This window comes from Arthrobacter rhamnosi, assembly GCF_054510855.1.
The window spans coordinates 256261-275765 of the sequence record NZ_JBTNDT010000005.1 but is presented as its reverse complement, the minus strand read 5'-3'; the positions used below and the strand labels follow the sequence as shown (position 1 = coordinate 275765).

Here is a 19505-nt window from a genome sequence, read left to right as displayed (position 1 = left end):
CGCCGAGGAGATCCCACCCACGGCCGCGAGGAACACGGTCACCTCGCCGAGGACAGTGCCGCGTCCGCGGGCTCGTACCGCACGGTCCGGGCCGCCGCCCGCGCCGCCGCCCGGATCCCGGCAAGGCCCGGGCCCGCAGCCAGGAGACCGGCCGCGCGTGCCTGGACGAGGATGTTGCCGAGCGCGGTCGCTTCCACGGGGCCGGCGAGGACGGGCAGGCCGGTCCGGTCCGCGGTGAGCTGGCACAGCAGGGCGTTCTGGGACCCTCCACCGACCACATGGATGACATCGATGCGGTGGCCCGACAGCCGGGCGGCGTCGCGCAGGGTGCGGGCGTAGGCATCGGCGAGGCTGTCCAGGATGCACCGGACCACGGCTTCCCGCGAGGACGGTGCGGCCCGCCCTGCGGCTTCGGCCGCCCGCCGGATCCGTCCCGGCATACCGTCGGGAGCGAGGAATGCGGTGCTGTCGGCGTCGATGACCGGTCCACCGGCGGGCAGGGCCGCGGCGGCGGTGAGCAGCCCGACGAGGTCCGGCTCGGGCCCTTCGACGCTCCACTCCCGCAGGCACTCCTGCAGCAGCCAGAGACCGCCCGTGTTGCGGAGGTAGCGGATGGTCCCGTCGACGCCGCGTTCGTTGGTGAAGTTCGCCTCGCGGCTCTCGTCCGTGAGGATGGGCGCGTCGAGTTCGACGCCGACGAGCGACCAGGTGCCGGACGAGATGTAGGCGAAGTGGGGTGATTCGGCCGGGACGGCGGCGACGGCGGACGCGGTGTCGTGGGAACCGACGGCGACGACGGCGGTCGACCCGGGGAGTCCCGTTGCCGCAGCGACCGCGGGCAGCAGCCGGCCCACCACCGCGCCCGGTTCCACGAGCGGCGGGAACAGGTCGGGTGTCAGCCCGAGCGGGGCGAACAGGTCCTCCGCCCAGGTGCCCGTCCCGGCGTCGAGCAGCCCCGTGGTGGACGCATTGGTGGCCTCGGTGCAGCGTGCACCGGTCAGCCGGTAGGCGAGCAGGTCCGGGATGAGCAGGGCCTGCACCCCGGCCAGCGACCGCTCCGCCGCCAGCTGGTACAGCGTGTTGAAGGGCAGGAACTGCAGCCCGGTGCGCGCGTACAGCCGTTCCGGTGGCAGGGCGGCGTGCACGACGCCGATGGTCGCGTCGGTCCGGGCGTCGCGGTAGCTGAACGGCAGGTGCCGGAGCGCGCCGGAGCCGTCGACCAGCCCGTAGTCCACAGCCCAGGTGTCGATCCCGATGCTCGTGACGGTGTCCCCGGCCTGCGCCGCCATGTCCGCGGCGGTCGCCAGTCCGGCGACCACCTCGGTGAACAGCGCCTCGACGTCCCAGCGCAGGGCACCCCCGATGAACTGCGCGCCGTTCGGGAAGCGGTGCGCCGTCACCAGTTCGGGACCGTGGTCCGTCAGCTTCCCGAGGATCACGCGTCCGGAGGATGCCCCGATGTCGACGGCGGCGAAGACTGCTCCAGAACCGACGCCCATGTCAGCGCAGGAACGCCGCGGCCACGCCCGCGTCCACGGGGATGTGCAGGCCCGTGGTGTGCGAGAGTTCGGCGGAGGTCAGGACGGCGACGGCGTTCGCGACGTTCTCCGGGAGTACCTCGCGCTTGAGCAGGGTGCGCTGCGCGTAGTACTCGCCCAGCTTCTCCTCCTCCACGCCGTAGACGGCGGCCCGCTTGGCGCCCCAGCCGCCGGCGAAGATGCCGGAACCGCGGACGACGCCGTCGGGGTTGATGCCGTTGACGCGGACGCCGTATTCGCCGAGTTCCGCGGCGAGCAGGCGTACCTGGTGTGCCTGGTCCGCCTTGGTGGCGCTGTAGGCGATGTTGTTGGGGCCCGCGAACACCGAGTTCTTGGAGGAGATGTAGATGATGTCCCCGCCCATGTCCTGCTCGATCAGCACCTTCGCCGCGGCCTGCGACATGAGGAAGGAACCCTTGGCCATGACGTTGTGCTGCAGGTCCCAGTCCTTCTCGGTGGTCTCGAGGAGGGGCTTGGAGATGGACAGGCCCGCGTTGTTCACCACGAGGTCGAGCCCACCGAATGCCAGTACGGCCGCCTTCACGGCCTCCTGCACCTGCGCCGGGTCCGTGACGTCCGCCTGCACGCCGATGGCGACGTCGGAACCGCCGAGTTCCTCGGCGACCGTGCTCGCGCTGTCGATGTTGAGGTCCGCGATGACCACGCAGGCGCCCTCCGCGGCCAGGCGCGTCGCGATCGCCTTGCCGATGCCCGACGCCGCCCCCGTCACCAGGGCGATGCGCCCGGCGTGGGACTTCGGCTTCGGCATCCGTGCGAGCTTGGCCTCCTCGAGGGCCCAGTACTCGATGCGGAACTTCTCGCTCTCCTCGATGGGGGAGTAGGTCGAGATGGCCTCGGCGCCGCGCATCACGTTGATGGCGTTCAGGTAGAACTCCCCGGCCACCCGGGCGGTCTGCTTGTTCGCCCCGAAGGAGAACATGCCCACGCCCGGTACCAGCACGATCGCCGGGTCCGCGCCGCGCATGGCGGGGGACTCGCCCGTGGCGTGGCGGTCGTAGTACGCGGCGTAGTCCGTCCGGTACTCGGCGTGCAGTTCACGCAGGCGCAGCAGGCAGCTCTCGATGTCGGCTTCCGCCGGGAGGTCGAGGATGAGCGGCTTGACCTTGGTGCGCAGGAAGTGGTCCGGGCAGCTCGTCCCGAGCGCGCCGAGGCGCGGGTGCGCTGTGGAGGCCAGGAAGTCCAGGACGCGGGGGTCGTCCGTGAAGTGGCCCACCTGGGCCTTGTCCGTGGAGGCGAGCCCGCGGATGGTCGGGGCGAGGGCCGCGGCCTTGGCCCGGCGCTCCTGCTCGGGCAGTGCCGCGTAGCCCTCGAGGGCGGGACCGAAGGGCTCGGCCTTGCCGTGCTCGGCGATGTAGCGTTCGGCCGTCTCGATGATCTCCAACGAGTTCGCCTCGGCCTCGGCGGAGGTGTCGCCCCACGCGGTGATGCCGTGCCCGCCGAGGATCGTGCCGATGGCCTGCGGATTGGCCTCCTTGATGGCGGCGATATCGAGTCCGAGCTGGAAACCGGGCCGGCGCCAGGGCACCCAGACGACCTTGGGGCCGAAGATCGTGGCGGTCAGGGCCTCGCCGTCGGCGGCCGTCGCGATCGCGATGCCGGAGTCGGGGTGCAGGTGGTCGACGTGGGCGGCATCGACGAGGCCGTGCATGGCCGTGTCGATGGACGGCGCCGCGCCGCCCTTGCCGTGCAGCGTGTAGTCGAAGGCCGCGACCATCTCGTCCTCGCGCTCCACCCCCGGGTACACGGAGCGGAGGGCCTTCATGCGGTCCAGGCGCAGGACGGCGAGCCCGGATTCCTTCAGGGTCCCGAGGTCACCGCCGGAGCCCTTGACCCAGAGCAGTTCCACGTCCTCGCCGGTGGCCGGGTCGAAGCCCGTGCCCTTCGCCGACGTGTTGCCGCCGGCGTAGTTCGTGTTGCGCTTGTCGGCGCCGAGCCGGTTGGAGCGCCCGATGAGGTCCTGCACGGTCTGATTGACCGTCGGGTTCGTCGGGCCGTTCGGAGCGGCGCTGGTCGAGGGCCCTGTCGTCGTCGTGTTTCCTGCCGTGGTCATGCTCATGCTCCCCATCCGGCCTGCTGGCCGCCCTGTCGTTCGGTGTTGATCCGGTCCTGGTAGCCGCTGGCCCGGTACTCGGCCATCGGATCCGCCGGAAGGCCCTTGGACTCGCGCCAGGCGGCCAGGCCCGGGCGGACGTCGGTGTAGAAGGCATCCATCAGGATGGCGTTGGCGCCCAGCACGTCGCCGGACTCCTGCGCCGCGGTCAGCGCGGCACGGTCGATGAGCAGGGCCCGGGCCGTCATCTCCTGCACGTTCAGCACGGAGCGGATCTGGCCGGGGATCTTCTCCTCCAGGTTGTGGCACTGGTCGAGCATGAGTGCGATGCCGCTGGACGGGTCGAGACCGCCGCCGCGCACCACCTCGGCCATGATCCGGAACAGCTGGAACGGATCGGCGGCACCGACGATGAGGTCGTCGTCCGCGTAGAAGCGCGAGTTGAAGTCGAAGGAGCCGAGCTTCCCGAGCCGGATCAGCTGCGCCACGATGAACTCGATGTTCGTCCCGGGTGCGTGGTGTCCGGTGTCGAGGCAGACGAGGGCCTTCTCGCCGAGCTGCAGGCAGTGGGCGTACGAGGTGCCCCAGTCGGGGACGTCCGTGTGGTAGAACGCCGGCTCGAAGAACTTGTACTCGAGGACCAGCCGCTGGTCCTCGCCGAGGCGGTCGTAGACCTTCCGCAGGGAGTCCTGCAGCCAGTCCTGGCGGGAGCGCATGTCGGCCTGGCCCGGGTAGTTGGAGCCGTCCGCGAGCCAGATCTTCAGGTCACGGGAACCGGTGACGTTCATGACCTCGATGCACTCGTACATGTGGTCGATGGCCTTGTTCCGCACCGCGGCGTCACTGTGCGTCAGGCTGCCGAACTTGTAGTCGTCGTCCTGGAACGTGTTGCTGTTGATGGTGCCGAGCTTCATGCCGTGCTCACCCGCGAAGGACGCGAGGTTCCCGTAGTCGTCCACCTTGTCCCACGGGATGTGGAGGGCCACGCTGGGGGCGAGGCCGGTCAGCTTGTTGACCATCGCCGCGTCCGCGATCTTCTCCTCGACCGTGCGGGGGGTGCCGGGGGTCGCGAAGACCTTGAAGCGTGTTCCGGAATTTCCATAGGCCCAGGAGGGCACCTCGATGGCGAGCTGATCCAGCTCCGCAGCGATGTCGTCGATGACAGTCATGTACTCTCTCCAGCGTGGTGGCGACCGGGTGCTCTCCGGGCGGGGGTTTCTCAGCGGACTTCCTGTACCCCGGCGGGACCCGGGAGAAGGGCGCAGAACTGGTGCGCCGTTGAATCGTTTCATTGGCACGTTTCAAAGTTATCCTTGCAGAAGACCGAGTGTCAACAGTCCCGGCGCCGGTCGCGACCGGCGCCGGACACGAGCTTCGAGGTACCCATGGACAGTCGACCAGTCAGCATCAAGGACGTTGCGGACCGGGCGGGTGTGGCGATCGGCACGGTGTCCAATGTGCTGAACCACCCCGCACGCGTCTCCGCCGCCACCAGGGAGCGCGTGCAGGGTGCGATCGACGAGCTCGGCTTCGTCCGCAACGATGCCGCCCGGCAACTTCGGGCGGGCCAGAGCCGCACGATCGGCCTGATCGTGCTCGACGTCGGCAACCCGTTCTTCTCCTCCCTCGCCAGGGCGGCCGAGGACTGCGCCGCCGAGAACGGCAGCACCGTGGTGCTCGGGGACAGTGGCCAGGACCCTGAACGCGAAGCCAGGTACATCGACGTCTTCGAGCAGCAGCGTGTGCAGGGCATGCTGATCTCGCCCGTCGGGGACGTGGGGCCCCGTGTCGAGGCGCTGCGCAAGCGCGGTATGCCCGTGGTGCTGGTCGACCGCGTCGACCCGCAGCGCCGCTGCAGTTCCGTGTCCGTGGACGATGTCGCGGGCGGGTACATGGCCGTGAGGCACCTGCTCGAGGCCGGGCGCCGGCGGATCGTCTTCGTGGGGACCCGGGCGGACTACCGCCAGGTGGCGGACCGGCTGGCGGGCGCCCGGCAGGCGGTCGACGAGCACGACGGCGCGGTGCTGGAGGTGGTCGAGGCCGATGCCATGACCGTCCTCGCGGGCAGGGACGCCGGGGAGGAGATCGCGCAGCGCCGGCCGGGCGACCTGCCCGACGGCATCTTCTGTGCCAACGACCTCCTTGCGATCGGTGTCATGCAGGCGGTCCTGCTGATCCGGGGACTCCGGATCCCCGAGGACCTGGCCCTCATCGGCTACGACGACATCGATTTCTCCGCCTCGGCCGTGGTGCCCCTGACGAGTGTCCGCAAGCCGACCGAACTCATGGGGCGCACCGCTGTCGAACTCCTCCTCGAGGAGATCGAGGGTCCCGCCTCGCGGCGACGGCAGGTCATCTTCGACCCGGAACTCGTGGAGCGCGGCAGTACCACGGCACCGATCCGCGCCGTCAGCCAGGGACTTTCCCTGCTCCGGAAATCGAGGTAACAACTCGATCTCGGCCTGTTGACGGTGATGGGCGTCACGCCTAGTATTCGGAATGGATCGTAGCTCTGAAACGATTCATTTCTCCGGAGGAGTTGCAGTGACGCACTTTGATGGTCGTGGCAGTGAGGCCGCCGACCCGGCCATACCGGCGAGGACCCCCGTGCTGACCCTGCGGGGGGCCCTGAAGACGTTCGGCCCGGTCGTCGCCCTCGCGGACGGGACCATCGACCTCGCGGCCGGCGAGATCCACGCCCTGGTAGGGGAGAACGGCGCCGGGAAGTCCACGCTCGTGAAGATCCTCGCAGGCGTGCACCAGCCCGACGCGGGCGAATTCCTCGTCGCAGGGCAGCCCGTCAGCTTCCGCAACGTCGCCGACAGCAAGGCCGCCGGCATCTCGGTCATCTACCAGGAGCCCACGCTCTTCCCTGACCTCACGGTCGCCGAGAACATCTTCATCGGACGCCAGCCCAAGGGCCGCTTCGGCCTCATCAGCCGCGTGGAGATGCGCCGCCGGGCGAAGGAGCTCTTCGACCAGCTCGGCGTCCCCATCGATCCCGACCGCGTGGCGGAGGGACTCTCGATCGCCGACCAGCAGATCATCGAGATCGCCAAGGCCATCTCCCTCGATGCCCGCGTCCTGGTGATGGACGAGCCCACCGCAGCCCTCAGCGGCGTCGAGGTGGACCGCCTGTTCGCCGTCGCCCGCCGCCTGCGTGATGCCGGCAGCGGCATCCTCTTCATCTCGCACCGCTTCGACGAGGTCTTCGGCCTGTGCGACCGCATCACCGTCATGCGCGACGGCACGTACATCGCCACCCACGAGACGGGCGCGACGTCGGTCGAGGCGATCGTCCGCGAGATGGTGGGCCGGGACATCGACGCCCTGTTCCCCAAGAGCGAGACGGACGTCGGCGACGTCGTCCTGAAGGTGAGCGGGCTGACGCGGCCCGGCGTGTTCCACGACATCGACTTCGAGGTGCGGGCAGGCGAGATCGTCGCGCTGTCCGGGCTCGTGGGCGCGGGCCGCACCGAAGTGGCACGCGCCGTCTTCGGCATCGACCGGTACGAGTCGGGCACCGTCGAGATGTTCGGGCAGCGGCTGCGCGGCAAGGACCCCCGGGCGGCGATCGACGCCGGCATCGGCTTCGTCCCCGAGGACCGCCGCAAGCAGGGCCTCGTCATGGAGCTCTCCGTGGAACGCAACGCGGCCCTGACCCTGCGGCATTCGCTCGCGAGGTTCGGGCTCATCAGCGGCAGGGCCGAGCGCGAGGCAGCCCAGACCTGGGGCAAGCGGCTGCAGGTGAAGGCGGGCTCGCCCGAGCACGCCGTCTCCACCCTGTCGGGCGGCAACCAGCAGAAGGTGGTCCTCGCGAAGTGGCTCGCCACGGACCCGAAGCTGCTCATCATCGACGAGCCCACGCGCGGCATCGACGTCGGCACCAAGAGCGAGGTGCACCGGCTGATCTCCGAACTCGCGGGACGGGGGATCGCGATCCTGATGATCTCCTCCGAGCTGCCCGAGGTGCTCGGCATGGCCGACCGTGTCCTGGTCATGCGCGAGGGCCGGATCACGGGCCGGCTGGACCGCTCGGACGCCACGGCCGAAACCGTCATGCACGCCGCAACCGCATCCCTGGAGACATCGCGATGAGCCTCGACAGCAAGAGTGCCGCCCCCGCACACACCCCGTCCGGGCACGCACGGCCCTCGGCATTCGCGTCACTGATGAAGTTCCGCGAACTCCCCGTGATCTTCGCCCTCGTGGTGCTGGTCGCGGTGACCTGGGCGCTCAATCCGCTGTTCCTCAGCGAGCAGGGCATCAAGGACCTGCTGCTGAACGCGACCATCCTCATGATCCTCGCCGTCGGCCAGACCCTGGTGATCATCACGCGGAACATCGACCTCTCCGTCGGTTCGATCCTCGGACTCGTGGCGTTCGGGACGGGCAGCATCTTCGTGGCTGCGCCGGACCTGCCGATCATCGCGGTGTTCGTGCTCGGCATGCTCTTCGGCGCGGTCCTCGGGGCCCTCAACGGCCTCCTCATCACCATCGCGAAGGTCCCGGCCCTCGTCATCACGCTCGGGACCCTCTACATCTTCCGCGGCATCAGCAACGCCTGGGCCGGCGGCACGCAGTACTTCGCCGGGGACCGGCCCGAAGCCTTCGGCAACCTCTCCGTCGACACGGTCCTCGGGTTCCCGGTCATCACGCTGATCGCGGTGGTCGTCGTCGCGATCGTCGCCGTGTACATGCTCGGCACACGCCCGGGGCGCGACCTGTACGCCATCGGATCCGAGCCCGACGCAGCCCGGCTGTTCGGCATCCCCGTCCAGCGCCGCGTCCTGCTCGCCTTCGTGGTGAACGGGCTCCTGGCCGGGCTCGCCGGCGTGCTGTACGCCAGCCGCTTCAACTCGGTGGGCGCGACGACGGGGTCGGGTCTCGAGCTCGACGTCGTCGCGGCCGCTGTGGTGGGCGGCGTCGCGATCTTCGGCGGCAGCGGCACGGTCTTCGGGGCGGCCGTCGGCGCCCTGCTCCTGACCACCATCACGAGTGCCCTGACGGCGCTGCGCGTCGACAAGTTCTGGCAGCAGGCCATCGTGGGCATCCTCATCCTCGCCGCCGTCGTCATCGACCGCATCGCCAGCGTGCGGTCCGCCAGGAAACTCCGGATCGCGGAGGCCCGCAATGTCTGACCCCTCAGGCGCCCCGACCATCCTCCCGCCCGAAGGGCACCGGCCGGACAACGGCTCCCCAGCGAAAGGCCGGCACATGGCAGGAACACCCGGAAGCACCAGCCAGGGGGTCGGGAAGCGTCCGAAGCAGGCACGACAGGGCGCGGGCAAGGCCGACACCTCGAAGGTGCTGGCCGTGCCCAAGGGCCGCACGGGTGCAGCGCGGATCCTGCTCGGGCGCGACGCGGTCATGATCTACGTGCTGCTCGTCGTCGTGATCTACGCGAGCATCGTGATCCCGCGGTTCGCCTCCCCGGTCACGGTCGGGTTCCTCCTTCTCGATGTGATCCCCACCCTGCTCATCGCCCTGCCGATGACGCTCGTCATCATCTCGGGGGAGATCGACCTCTCGGTCGCCAGCATCGCGGGGCTCACGAGCGCCCTCATGGGGGTCCTCTGGCAGGGAGGCATGAACATCGGCCTCGTCCTGGCGATCTGCGTGCTGGCCGGCCTCGTCGCCGGCGCCTTCAACGGCGTGCTCATCGCCTACCTCGGCCTACCGTCCCTCGCCGTCACCATCGGCACGCTGGCGCTCTTCCGCGGACTCGCCCTCGTGGTCATCGGCGACAACGCGGTGGCGAATTTCCCGCCGGGCCTCACGGCCTTCTTCACCTCGAAGATCGGCGGGACGGGCATCCCCACGGTCATGGTCGGCGTCGTCCTGCTCATCATCGCCTTCGCCGTCGTCCTGCACTTCACGCCGTTCGGCCGCGGGCTCTTCGCCCTCGGCTACAGCAAGGAGGCGGCGACGTTCGTCGGCATCGACGTGGCCCGCTCCAAGTTCCTGCTGTACCTGGCCACCGGCACCGTGTCCGCGCTCGCGGGTATCTACTGGACCCTCCGTTACTCCAGCGCCCGCAGCGACAACGCCAGCGGCCTCGAACTCGCCGTCATCGCAGCGGTGCTGCTCGGGGGCGTCTCGATCTTCGGCGGCAAGGGCTCCATCCCGGGCGTCCTGGCCGGGGTGCTGCTGATCGGCACCATCAACTACGCCCTCAAACTGGACCGCGTCTCCGAAGTGGTCCTCATCATCGTGACGGGCTCGCTGCTCATCATCTCGGTGGTGGCGCCGAACATCGCGTCCGCCATCAAGCAGGCCCGCCACTCCCGGCGCGTCCGCACTGCTCCACTTCCCTAGGCCGTCCTCCTAGGGTTGCACCCGGCGCCGGGTTCCCAGCGCCCATCGAAAGGAAGAAACAATGAGGTTCATCCATTCCGGATCCACCGGACGACGGGCGGCATTCGCAGCCCTCGCAACCAGCGCAGCCCTGGTCCTCAGCGCCTGTGGCGGCGGTGCGGCCACTGAAGGCAGCGGCAGCGAGTCCGGCAGCGGGTCCGAGGGCGACCAGACCATCACCTTCATCCCCAAGCAGCTCAACAACCCCTACACCGACGTGGTGCTGGGCGGCGGCGAGGACGGCGCGAAGGAAGCAGGGTTCGCCTCCTCCGAGGTCGTCGGGCCACTGGACGCCAGCGCCTCGAGCCAGGTGTCCTTCATCAACGCCGAGACCCAGCGCGGCACCAACGTGATCGTCATCGCCGCGAACGACCCCGACGCCGTCGGGCCCGCCCTCGAGGAAGCCCGCGCGGCGGGTGCGAAGATCGTGGCGTTCGACTCGGACACCAACCCCGACTACCGCGACCTCTTCGTCAGCCAGGTCAACGCCAAGGACGTGGCCCTGATCCAGCTCGAGCTGATCTCGGAGCAGATCGGTGGAGAGGGCGAGATCGCCATCCTCTCGGCCACGGCCAACGCCACCAACCAGAACGAGTGGATCAAGTTCATGGAGGAGGAACTGGAGTCCAACCCGGATTACGCGAAGATCGAGCTCGTCGCGAAGGTGTACGGCGACGACGACGACACGAAGTCCTTCCAGGAGGCGCAGGGACTCCTGCAGGCCTACCCGGACCTGAAGGGCATCATCTCGCCCACCACGGTCGGCATCGCAGCCACTGCCCGCTACCTCTCCACCTCGGAGTACAAGGGCAAGGTCGCACTCACGGGCCTGGGCCTGCCGAACGAGATGCGCCCGTTCGTCAAGGACGGCACCGTCGAGGAGTTCGCGCTCTGGGATCCGGCACAGCTCGGATACGTGGCGGCGTTCGCCGGCAAGGCACTGGCCGACGGCGACATCACCGGGGAGACCGGTGACACCTTCGAGGCCGGGGAACTCGGCGAGCGTGAGGTCGGCGACGGCGGGATCGTCCTGGTCGGCCCGCCCACGCAGTTCAACGCGGACAACATCGACGAGTACGACTTCTAGTCGTTCCAGGGGCGGGGCGTCCTCAGGCGTCCCGCCCTTTTCCATTCCTCCCGCTTCTTCCATCCGTCGTCGCATCCGTTGTTCGAGGAGCATCCATGACCACCGATCCTCCCGCCACGTCCGCCCCGCTGGCCCTGTCCGGCCGGCTCGAACCGATCCGCCGCCGGCCAACCCGCCTCGGACTCGTCTCGGGCGGCCTCGGCGCGTACTGGCCCCAGTTTCCCGACCTCCTTCCGCAGCTGCAGGAATCGGCCCGCTATGTCACCGCCCGGTTCAACGAGCTCGACGCCGAGGTGACCGACGTCGGCTTCGTGTCCGATGCCCGCGAGGCGGCTTCCGCGGCGGAGGAGCTCCGCCGCGCGGACTGCGACCTGATCGTCATCTTCCTGACCACGTATCTGACGTCCTCGATGGTGCTGCCGATCGCCCAGCGGTCGCAGACGCCGGTCCTCGTGATCGACCTCCAGCCGACGGAGGCCATGGACCACGCGAATTTCGACACCGGCAAATGGCTCGCCTACTGCGGCCAGTGCCCGGTGCCCGAGGTGGCCAACGTCTTCCAGCGGGCGGGTATCCCGTTCCGCTCGGTGTCCGGCCACCTGAAGCAGGAATCGGCATGGGAGCGCATCAACCAGTGGGTCCACGCGGCGGGGGTCCGCGGCAGACTGCGGCACGCCCGTCACGGCCTTATGGGCCATGTGTATCCCGGCATGCTCGACGTCTCCACCGACCTCACCACGGTGTCGACGACGTTCGGCTCGCATGTCGAGGTCCTCGAATTCGACGATCTGCGCGAGTTCGTGGGCGAGGTGACAGAGGAGCAGGTGCACGAGCGCGTGGCTCTCGCCCGGAGCCTCTTCACCGTGGACGAGTCGGTGAACGACGAGGACTTCGCCTGGGGCGCCAGGGTCTCCGTGGGGCTCGACCGGCTCGTGGCGGAATTCGACCTGGACTCCCTCGCCTACTACCACCGCGGGCTCGCGGGCGAGCAGCATGAGCGTCTCGGGGCGGGCATGATCCTCGGCGCCTCGATCCTCACCGCGCGCGGCGTGCCGATGGCCGGTGAGTACGAGCTACGGACGTCGATCGCCATGCTGGCCGCGCAGGCCATGGGAGCGGGCGGCTCCTTCACCGAGATCCAGGCACTGAACTTCTTCGACAACGTGGTGGAGATGGGCCACGACGGCCCGGCCCACCTCGCCGTCAGCGCCGCCGACCCGCTGCTGCGCGGACTCGGGGTGTATCACGGCAAGCGCGGCTGGGGCGTCTCGGTCGAGTTCGACGTGCGGCACGGCCCGGTCACGACCTTCGGCATCGGACAGGACCCGGACGGCTCCTACGTCTTCATCACGTCCGAGGGGACCGTGGTTCCCGGTCCGCTGCTGGCCATCGGCAACACGACGTCGCGCGTGGACTTCGGGGGAGACCCCGGCCTGTGGGTGGACGCCTGGAGCCAGACCGGCATCGGCCACCACTGGGCGCTTTGTGTGGGGCACCGTGCCGCCGACGTGAAGGCGGCTGCTTCCCTCCTCGGCGTCGAACATCGCCACGTCAGCCTCTGACGTCGCCCCTACGGCGTCGCCCCTCCGACGTCACCCCTTTCGAAAGGAACGACAATCGATGGAACGCGTGTGCTTCCAGCTGCAGGTCCGGCCCGAGCGGATCCCCGAGTACCGCGAGCGCCATGCCGCGATCTGGCCGGACATGGCCCGGGCGCTCAAGGAGACGGGATGGAACAACTACTCGCTGTTCCTGCGTCCGGACGGCCTGCTGATCGGCTACGTGGAATGCGAGGACTTCGCCGCCTCCCAGGCAGCCATGGCCGGGACCGAGGTCAATGCGCGGTGGCAGGCGGACATGGCGCCGTTCTTCGTGGCGCTCGACGGCCGGCCCGACGAGGGTTTCCTCCGGCTCGAGGAGGTCTTCCACCTCGAGGACCAGTTGTAGGGGTCAGGGCTGGTCCGGCAGGTGCCGGGCGACGCGCAGCAGGGTAACTGCAAGCGCCCCTGCAACAGGCGTCCACAGCAGGCAGCGCAGGTGGCCCGGAGCCACGACGGCGACGCGCCCTGATCACGTGCCGCCCCCGGTACGGGCCGCGGCCGTCACAGGAGCCAGCGCCACCACCGCGACGGTTCGGGTTCGGGGTCGGGTTCCGGTGCCGGTCCCTCGCCCAGGGCTCGGGCGGCCTCGACGAGGTCGTCCGTGGTGAGCGTCATGACGTCCTCGCGGTCCAGTGCGTCGAGGTCCCGGTCCTCGTCGAGCGAGAGCCTCAGCGCCTGGCGGTTGAGCGCCTGCTCGAAGAGTGTGCGGGCGAACCGCGCGTTACCGGAGTCCTCGCCGGTGTGAAGGCCGGCGAGGATGCGGCGCAGCATCTGGTCCGCGCCCGGCTCCAGGGTGTACTCGTGCTGGGCCAGCATCTGGGAGAAGATCGTCTGAAGTGCGTCGACGGAGTAGTCGGGGAAGGTGATCTCGCGGGCGAACCGGGAGCGCAGGCCGGGGTTCGAGAGCAGGAACGCCTCCATCAGCCGCGGATAGCCGGCCACTATCACGACCAGGCGGTGGCGGTGGTCCTCCATCCGCTTGAGCAGGACCTCGATCGCCTCGGGGCCGAAGTCCGTCCGGCCGTCCTCCGGGGCCAGGGCGTAGGCCTCGTCGATGAACAGCACGCCGTCCAGTGCCCGCCGGATCACCCGATCCGTCTTGATGGCGGTGGCGCCGACGTACTGTCCCACCAGGCCGGAGCGGTCGACCTCGACCAGGTGGCCTTTCTGCAGCAGGCCGACGGCGCGGTACATCTCGGCCAGGAGCCGCGCCACGGTGGTCTTGCCGGTACCGGGGTTCCCGAGGAACACCAGGTGCTGGGACGTGGCCACTTCCGGCAGGCCGTGCGCCTTGCGGCGGGCCTGGACCTGCAGCAGTGCGACGAGCGCCCGCACCTGTTCCTTCACGGTTTCCAGTCCCACCAGCGCGTCGAGCTCCGCCTGCACCTCGGAGAGCGGTCGGGCCGGTCCGGGCCGGGCGCCGATGAGGTCGCCCATCAGGTCGTCCACCCGCTCCGAACCGGGAAGCTTGAGCTGATCGGCCAGATGGCCGATGGTTTCGCGCAGGTCATCGAGTGGATTGCGGCTGGGAGCCATGCGTTTCTCCTGTGGCGACGGGTGGCCGCGAGTGGAAAGTCCGCGGGTATTTCACTGTAGTACTCCCTCCTCCCGCGGGCTCGGGCATCAGTTCCGGCCGGCCGGCGCTGTCCCTCCTCTTCCTTCCCGGAAACATCCACCGCAGCATGGTGGCGGACCCAGGGTCCGTGGTGGAATAGGCACCCGAAGGCTCCACCCGCCCGCGCGCCGGGAACGACGCTTCACCCCGTTTCCGGTACGGGCTCCGACTCGGGAGACATCATGGTTGACCGCACAGCACCTGCCCGGAGAACGCACGGCCGCAAGGGTTCCGGCCGCAAGCGGTGGAGCGACCTGACCGGCAGGCAGAAAGCGGGGGTGCTGGTTCTCGCCTCCGTGCAACTGTCACTGGTGGCCTCCGCCTGGGCCGACCTGGCCACACGCCCCAGGGACCAGGTGAACGGGAACAAGGGCACTTGGGCCGCGGTCATACCGGTCAATTTCTTCGGCCCGATCCTGTACTTCTGGAAAGGGATCCGGCGCTGACGGCGGAGCCCTACAGGGAAGTCCCCGGATCAGCCGCAGCACGAGCGGACGCGGGTGCGAGGGTCCGAGTACTCACACTTCACGGAGGAGAAATCTGATGCGCACGGTGACCTATTCGATGGGGCTCTCCCTGGACGGCTACATCGTTGGACCGGATGGCGGTTTCGACTTCACGACACCGGATGAGGAGGTCTTCCGGTCGGCCATCGACGAGATCCGCACGGTCGACGTCCACCTGCTGGGGCGCCGACTCTACGAGACGATGCTGTACTGGGAGACCGCCGACCAGGAGCCGTCAACCGATGAAGCGGAACGCGAGTGGACCGCACTCTGGAAACCACTCCCGAAGGTGGTGTTCTCCCATTCGCTCACCGCAGTCCGGGGAAGCAACACCCGCCTGGCGTCGGGCACCCTGGCGCAGGAGATCGAGCGCCTGCGAGCGGAGCCGGCGGAGGGGGACATCGCGATCGGAGGGGCCGCGCTCGCGGAGGAGGCGGCGGCGCTGGACCTCATCGACGAGTACCGGGTCAGGGTCCACCCGGTGCTGGTGGGTGGTGGGCGCCCGTTCTTCCCCCGCCACCAGCGCCGGACGGACCTCGAGCTCGTCGGGAGCCGTGTCTTCGGTTCGGGCGTCGTCATCTCCCGCTACCGCGTGCGGCGCTGACCTCAGGAGGCAGTCATCGAGAGTGCCGATCCTCCTGCCCATGGCGCCTAGCGCGGCGAAGTAGACTCCCCCGATCATCATGGCCCCGGCGTCGATGCCGCGCGCAGTACTGGCGGATCTCCGTTCCGGCAGCCCGTTTTGGTCGTAGTGTTCACGACGTGCAGGGCGTCTCCGTTGGATAATGCGCGGCAGTCCTCAGTACTGTTTGAGGATGGCTTCCCTCAGAAACAGCCGCGCAGCCGCGCTTCCCGCCAAGCTCTCCCGATCCTGGCTCCTGGCCTCCGCTGCTTCAGAGGACAACTTCATCCCTGCCCTCACGTCGGAGGCGGATTCGGTGGTCTTCGACATCGAGGACGCGGTCCCCGCTGCGGGCAAGGCCGAGGCCCGCGAGCGCGTGGTCGAGGCGCTGTCCACCGGCATGACCGCGTGGGTGCGCGTCAACGGCATCGAGACCGAGTACTGGGCCGATGACCTCGCTGCCCTGTCCAAGGCGCCCGGCCTGCGCGGGGTCATGCTCGCCATGACGGAGAAGCCCGAGCAGGTCACCCACACCGCCATGCGCCTGCAGGCGGGGACGCCCGTCCTCGCGCTGGTCGAATCCGCCCTCGGCATCGAGAACGCGACGGCGATCGCCAGCGCTCCCGGCACGTTCCGCCTCGCCTTCGGCGTCGGCGATTTCCGACGCGACACGGGGGCGTCCGACGAGCCGATGGCGCTCGCCTACGCGCGGTCCAAGCTCGTCGTGGCATCACGTGTCGGGCAGTTGCCCGGCCCCATCGACGGTCCGACTGTCGGAGCCCTGGGTGACGAACTGCTCGACGCCTGCAAGGTCACCGCCTCGATGGGGATGACGGGCAAGCTGTGCCTGCGGCCCGAGGCCGCCGACACGATCAACCGCGGGCTGTCACCGAGTGAGTCCGAGATCAGCTGGGCCGCCGAACTCCTGCGCGAGCATGCCGCGGGCGCCGTCGTCGGAGACGGGTCCTACCTGCCGCGTCTGGCGCGCGCACAGAAGATCTCCTCGCTGGCTGATTCCTACGGCCTCTGGAACGCCTGACCAAAAAACTTCCAGCTCCTTGCATCCAGATCGCCGCTGACATCCGGGTAGTACCGGATGTCAGCGAAAAGTCCCCGCCACGGGACCACACCAAGGAGTAGTCATGCAAAGAAGCCTGTTTGCCATTGGAGCCGTAGCAGCCCTGGGAGCGGCATCCGTCGCTGCCCCGGCAACCGCCGCCGAAACGCCGGCCGGTGCAACCCTGTCGGTCCTCCACGGAGTGCCGGATCTCACCGTGGACGTCTATGTGAACGGCGCCCTCACGCTGGACGATTTCGCCCCGGGCACGCTGGCGGGTCCGCTCGACCTGCCGGCCGGGGACTACCAGCTGGCCATCACGGCGGCCGACGCCGCGGACGCCAGCGCGCCGGTGATCGGCCCCGTGGACGTGAAGCTCGAGGCGGGCGGGAATTACACCGCGACCGCGAACCTGGATGCCGCGGGGCAGCCCACGGCGAACTTCTACACCAATGACGTCTCGACCATCGAGGCAGGCAAGACGCGGCTGACGGTCCGCCATGTCGCAGCCGCCCCGGCTGTCGATGTCCTGGCCGGAGGCGCGGCGATCGTCCAGAACCTCGCCAATCCAGGCGAGGCCTCGCTGACCACGGATCCCGGTACGGTGTCGGCGGCTGTCGCGGCCACGGGTACCACCGCCCCCGTGATCGGCCCTGCCGACCTGAACCTCCCCGAAGGTACCTCGACGATCGTCTACGCCTGGGGAAGCCTGGAGGCCGGCAACCTCGCTCTCGCCACCCAGACGATCGAGGGCCTCCACTCGTCCCCCGGCGCCGTTCCCGGGGGCCAGTCCGGCCTTGCAGCGCAGAACGACGACGGGGCGGCCGTCGGGATGGGCGCAGTGCTCCTGGTGCTGCTCGCCGGTGCCATAGCCGCAGTCCGTCGTCGAACCGTGCGGATCTGAAGCCGTCACGCCGGGTGGGGAGGCCGTTCGACCCTCCCCGCCCGGCCATCATCCCCAGGGGGAGTCCGACACCGTGCATTCCAGACAATCAGCGATCGCCGTGGCAGTTCTTGCGTCCATCCTCCTCACGGGATGTGCGCGAGGCGACGACGCGCCGCCGGCGGACCCGGCGCCCGTGCTCACGGCGCCCCCTTCCGCGCGGCCGGGCCCCGAGGAGGGCCCCGCAGCCCCCGCAGCCGACACCGCCCCGACGACCGACACCGCAGCGACGCCTCCGGCGGTCGCGCAGGTGCCCATCCAACAGGCGGACGGTGCGCTCCAGCCTCCCGCCCCGGCCCCGGTGACCCTCGACATCGCCGGCACGGACATCTCCGTGAGCGTCGTGGGTGTCGGGATCGAGGAGAACGGCGCCATGGAGATCCCGGACAGCTTCTACGAAGCGGGGTGGTACCGGTACGGCCCGGCACCCGGAGCGAAGGCCGGGAATGCGGTGATCGCCGCCCACGTCGACAGCCTCACGGAGGTGATGCCCTTCGCCCAGCTGAAGGACGTGCCGATCGGGACCACCGTCACGGTCGGGCTGGAGGACGGACGGTCGTTGACCTACGCCGTCTCCGATGTGCGCAACGTCCCGAAGGCCACGCTGAACGGATCGGAGATCTTCGAGCGCGGCGGTGACCACGAACTGAAAATCATCACCTGCGGGGGTGAATGGCTGTCGGAGATAGGAGACTATGAGGATAATGTGGTGCTCACGGCCCTACCGCTCTGAGTCTCGGGGGACAGGAGCCGAGGATCGCAGGACGTCGCATCGGTGCGGCCCGGCTTGAGGAGTCACACATGGCAGCTCCTGACCCTGAGTGGACGAGGCAACTCGACCTGCAGTTCTCCGCGGGGGACGAGCACGCCATGGCCACCGCTTACGGGTGCTTCTCCCCGCTCGTCTACACTATCGCCCTCCGGTCCCTGCGGGACAGTGGGGCAGCGGCCGACATCACCCAGGACGTCTTCGTCAGGGCGTGGCGATCCCGGGACAGCTTCGATCCGCAGTCGGGTCCTCTGCCGGCATGGATCGTGGGGATCTGCCGGAACGTCATCCTCGATCATCTGTCGGCCAGGAGCAGGCAGGAGCGCCTGGTGGTACGGGCGGGATTCGCCCCCGAAACCGGCGCGGCACTCGATTCCGGCGTCGACACCATCGCCGACCGCGTGGTCCTCGCATCGGAGCTCGAACGGCTCGGAGAACCCCAGGGGTCAATCCTCAGGCTGGCCTTCTACGAAGACCTCACCCACCAGCAGATCTCTGCGAGGATGAATCTTCCGCTGGGAACCGTCAAGAGCCACATCCGAAGGAGTCTCGTGCACCTACGCAATCGATTGGAGGAGTGGGATGCAGCATCTTGACCCGGACGCCGCCGGCCTGGCCGCGCTGGGTGAGCCACTCGACCTCCGGTCGCAGGAGCATCTGGGGCAGTGCAGCACCTGTTCCGCCGAGGTGGACGCCCTTCGCCGTGTCGTCACCACCGCGAAGGCCGAGGGGCCGGTGACCGTCCTCGAACGTCCGAGCCCGGCCGTCTGGGACGCGATCAAGACCGAGCTCGGCCTGCCCGCCGAGCTGGGGGTGGACGGTGCGGCATCGGCCCCCGAACCGTCGGGGAACGTACGCCCCCTGGTGGCGGCTCGGGACGAGGGCGGCAGGCGGCGGCAGTTCTCCGCCCGCTGGCTGGCGGTTGCCGCCGGCATCGGGATCCTCGTGGGTGGGGGAGCGCTGTGGGGGCTGGAATCGCTGCGTGCGGACGAGAAGGGTGTGGTGCTGGCCCAGGCCGAGCTGGAACCCCTGCCCGGCTTCTCGGGGTCCGGGGAAGCGACCGTCTCCCGCGCCGACGACGGTACCCGAAGCCTCGACGTCGACCTGACGGGGGCCACTCCGGAGGGGTACAGGCAGGTGTGGCTGATAGCCCCCGACCTGCAGGAGATGTACAGCGTCGGGCTCATGGACGCGGATCACGCCAGCTTCGCCGTGCCCACCGACATCGATCTGGCGAGGTATCCCATCGTCGACGTCTCGGACGAGCCGCTGGACGGCAACCCCGCCCATTCCAGCATCAGCATGGTCAGGGGCACCATTCACGCCGCGAGCAGCTGAG

General features: G+C 69.2%; 18 protein-coding genes. 14 read left to right on the top strand and 4 right to left on the bottom strand.

Going from position 1 to position 19505, the window contains the following annotated elements; genetic code table 11:
- Positions 1-38 precede the first annotated feature (38 nt).
- The 3 genes from ACX80I_RS12365 to rhaI are packed head-to-tail and all read right to left on the bottom strand — an operon-like array spanning position 39 to position 4778.
- Positions 39-1499 carry a rhamnulokinase gene (locus tag ACX80I_RS12365; protein ID WP_459345417.1) on the bottom strand — a complete coding sequence of 487 codons (1461 nt, stop codon included), beginning with the start codon at positions 1497-1499 and terminating at the stop codon, positions 39-41.
- Position 1500: 1 nt separating this feature from the next.
- The gene (locus ACX80I_RS12360) at positions 1501-3609 is read right to left on the bottom strand and encodes a bifunctional aldolase/short-chain dehydrogenase (protein WP_459345416.1); all 2109 of its coding nucleotides are present in this window, start codon (positions 3607-3609) and stop codon (positions 1501-1503) included.
- A gap of 2 nt (positions 3610-3611) precedes the next feature.
- Positions 3612-4778: an L-rhamnose isomerase gene (gene rhaI / locus ACX80I_RS12355; RefSeq protein WP_459345415.1), complete on the bottom strand. Its 1167-nt coding sequence runs from the start codon at positions 4776-4778 to the stop codon at positions 3612-3614.
- 216 nt (positions 4779-4994) lie between these two features.
- Here rhaI and ACX80I_RS12350 point away from each other — a divergent pair, with 216 nt between their 5' ends.
- The 7 genes from ACX80I_RS12350 (at position 4995) to ACX80I_RS12320 (ending at position 13000) form a co-directional block, all read left to right on the top strand.
- The gene (locus ACX80I_RS12350; protein WP_459345414.1) at positions 4995-6056 is read left to right on the top strand and encodes a LacI family DNA-binding transcriptional regulator; all 1062 of its coding nucleotides are present in this window, start codon (positions 4995-4997) and stop codon (positions 6054-6056) included.
- 97 nt (positions 6057-6153) lie between these two features.
- A complete protein-coding gene (locus ACX80I_RS12345; protein WP_459345413.1) occupies positions 6154-7707 on the top strand; it encodes a sugar ABC transporter ATP-binding protein in 1554 nt (517 codons plus the stop codon).
- On the top strand, positions 7704-8750 hold the full coding sequence (locus ACX80I_RS12340) for an ABC transporter permease (RefSeq protein WP_459345412.1): 1047 nt from the start codon (positions 7704-7706) through the stop codon (positions 8748-8750). Before ACX80I_RS12345 ends, ACX80I_RS12340 begins: the two co-directional genes overlap by 4 nt.
- 76 nt (positions 8751-8826) lie before the next feature.
- On the top strand, positions 8827-9927 hold the full coding sequence (locus ACX80I_RS12335; RefSeq protein WP_459345411.1) for an ABC transporter permease: 1101 nt from the start codon (positions 8827-8829) through the stop codon (positions 9925-9927).
- Positions 9928-9988: 61 nt separating this feature from the next.
- On the top strand, positions 9989-11053 hold the full coding sequence (gene rhaS, locus ACX80I_RS12330) for a rhamnose ABC transporter substrate-binding protein (protein ID WP_459345410.1): 1065 nt from the start codon (positions 9989-9991) through the stop codon (positions 11051-11053).
- Between the two features lie 95 nt (positions 11054-11148).
- Positions 11149-12615: an arabinose isomerase gene (locus tag ACX80I_RS12325; RefSeq protein ID WP_459345409.1), complete on the top strand. Its 1467-nt coding sequence runs from the start codon at positions 11149-11151 to the stop codon at positions 12613-12615.
- Positions 12616-12673: 58 nt separating this feature from the next.
- Positions 12674-13000 carry an L-rhamnose mutarotase gene (locus tag ACX80I_RS12320; RefSeq protein ID WP_087071745.1) on the top strand — a complete coding sequence of 109 codons (327 nt, stop codon included), beginning with the start codon at positions 12674-12676 and terminating at the stop codon, positions 12998-13000.
- A 155-nt stretch (positions 13001-13155) separates the two neighbouring features.
- Here the strand turns inward: ACX80I_RS12320 and ACX80I_RS12315 are convergent, their stop codons facing one another.
- On the bottom strand, positions 13156-14190 hold the full coding sequence (locus ACX80I_RS12315) for an AAA family ATPase (protein ID WP_459345408.1): 1035 nt from the start codon (positions 14188-14190) through the stop codon (positions 13156-13158).
- A gap of 261 nt (positions 14191-14451) precedes the next feature.
- Here ACX80I_RS12315 and ACX80I_RS12310 point away from each other — a divergent pair, with 261 nt between their 5' ends.
- From ACX80I_RS12310 to ACX80I_RS12280, 7 genes are all read left to right on the top strand, one after another.
- A complete protein-coding gene (locus tag ACX80I_RS12310) occupies positions 14452-14715 on the top strand; it encodes a hypothetical protein (RefSeq protein ID WP_459345407.1) in 264 nt (87 codons plus the stop codon).
- A gap of 97 nt (positions 14716-14812) precedes the next feature.
- Entirely contained in the window at positions 14813-15379 is a 567-nt protein-coding gene (locus tag ACX80I_RS12305) for a dihydrofolate reductase family protein (RefSeq protein WP_459345406.1), read from the top strand.
- A gap of 211 nt (positions 15380-15590) precedes the next feature.
- Entirely contained in the window at positions 15591-16436 is an 846-nt protein-coding gene (locus tag ACX80I_RS12300; RefSeq protein ID WP_301225073.1) for an HpcH/HpaI aldolase/citrate lyase family protein, read from the top strand.
- Positions 16437-16539: 103 nt separating this feature from the next.
- The gene (locus ACX80I_RS12295) at positions 16540-17358 is read left to right on the top strand and encodes a DUF4397 domain-containing protein (protein WP_459345405.1); all 819 of its coding nucleotides are present in this window, start codon (positions 16540-16542) and stop codon (positions 17356-17358) included.
- Between the two features lie 100 nt (positions 17359-17458).
- Positions 17459-18130 (top strand): class F sortase, encoded by a 672-nt coding sequence (locus ACX80I_RS12290; RefSeq protein WP_459345404.1) that lies wholly within the window; start codon positions 17459-17461, stop codon positions 18128-18130.
- A gap of 68 nt (positions 18131-18198) precedes the next feature.
- Entirely contained in the window at positions 18199-18762 is a 564-nt protein-coding gene (locus ACX80I_RS12285; RefSeq protein ID WP_459345403.1) for an RNA polymerase sigma factor, read from the top strand.
- Positions 18749-19504, top strand: a complete 756-nt coding sequence (locus ACX80I_RS12280) for an anti-sigma factor (RefSeq protein WP_459345402.1) — start codon at positions 18749-18751, stop codon at positions 19502-19504. Before ACX80I_RS12285 ends, ACX80I_RS12280 begins: the two co-directional genes overlap by 14 nt.
- Position 19505 lies beyond the last annotated feature (1 nt).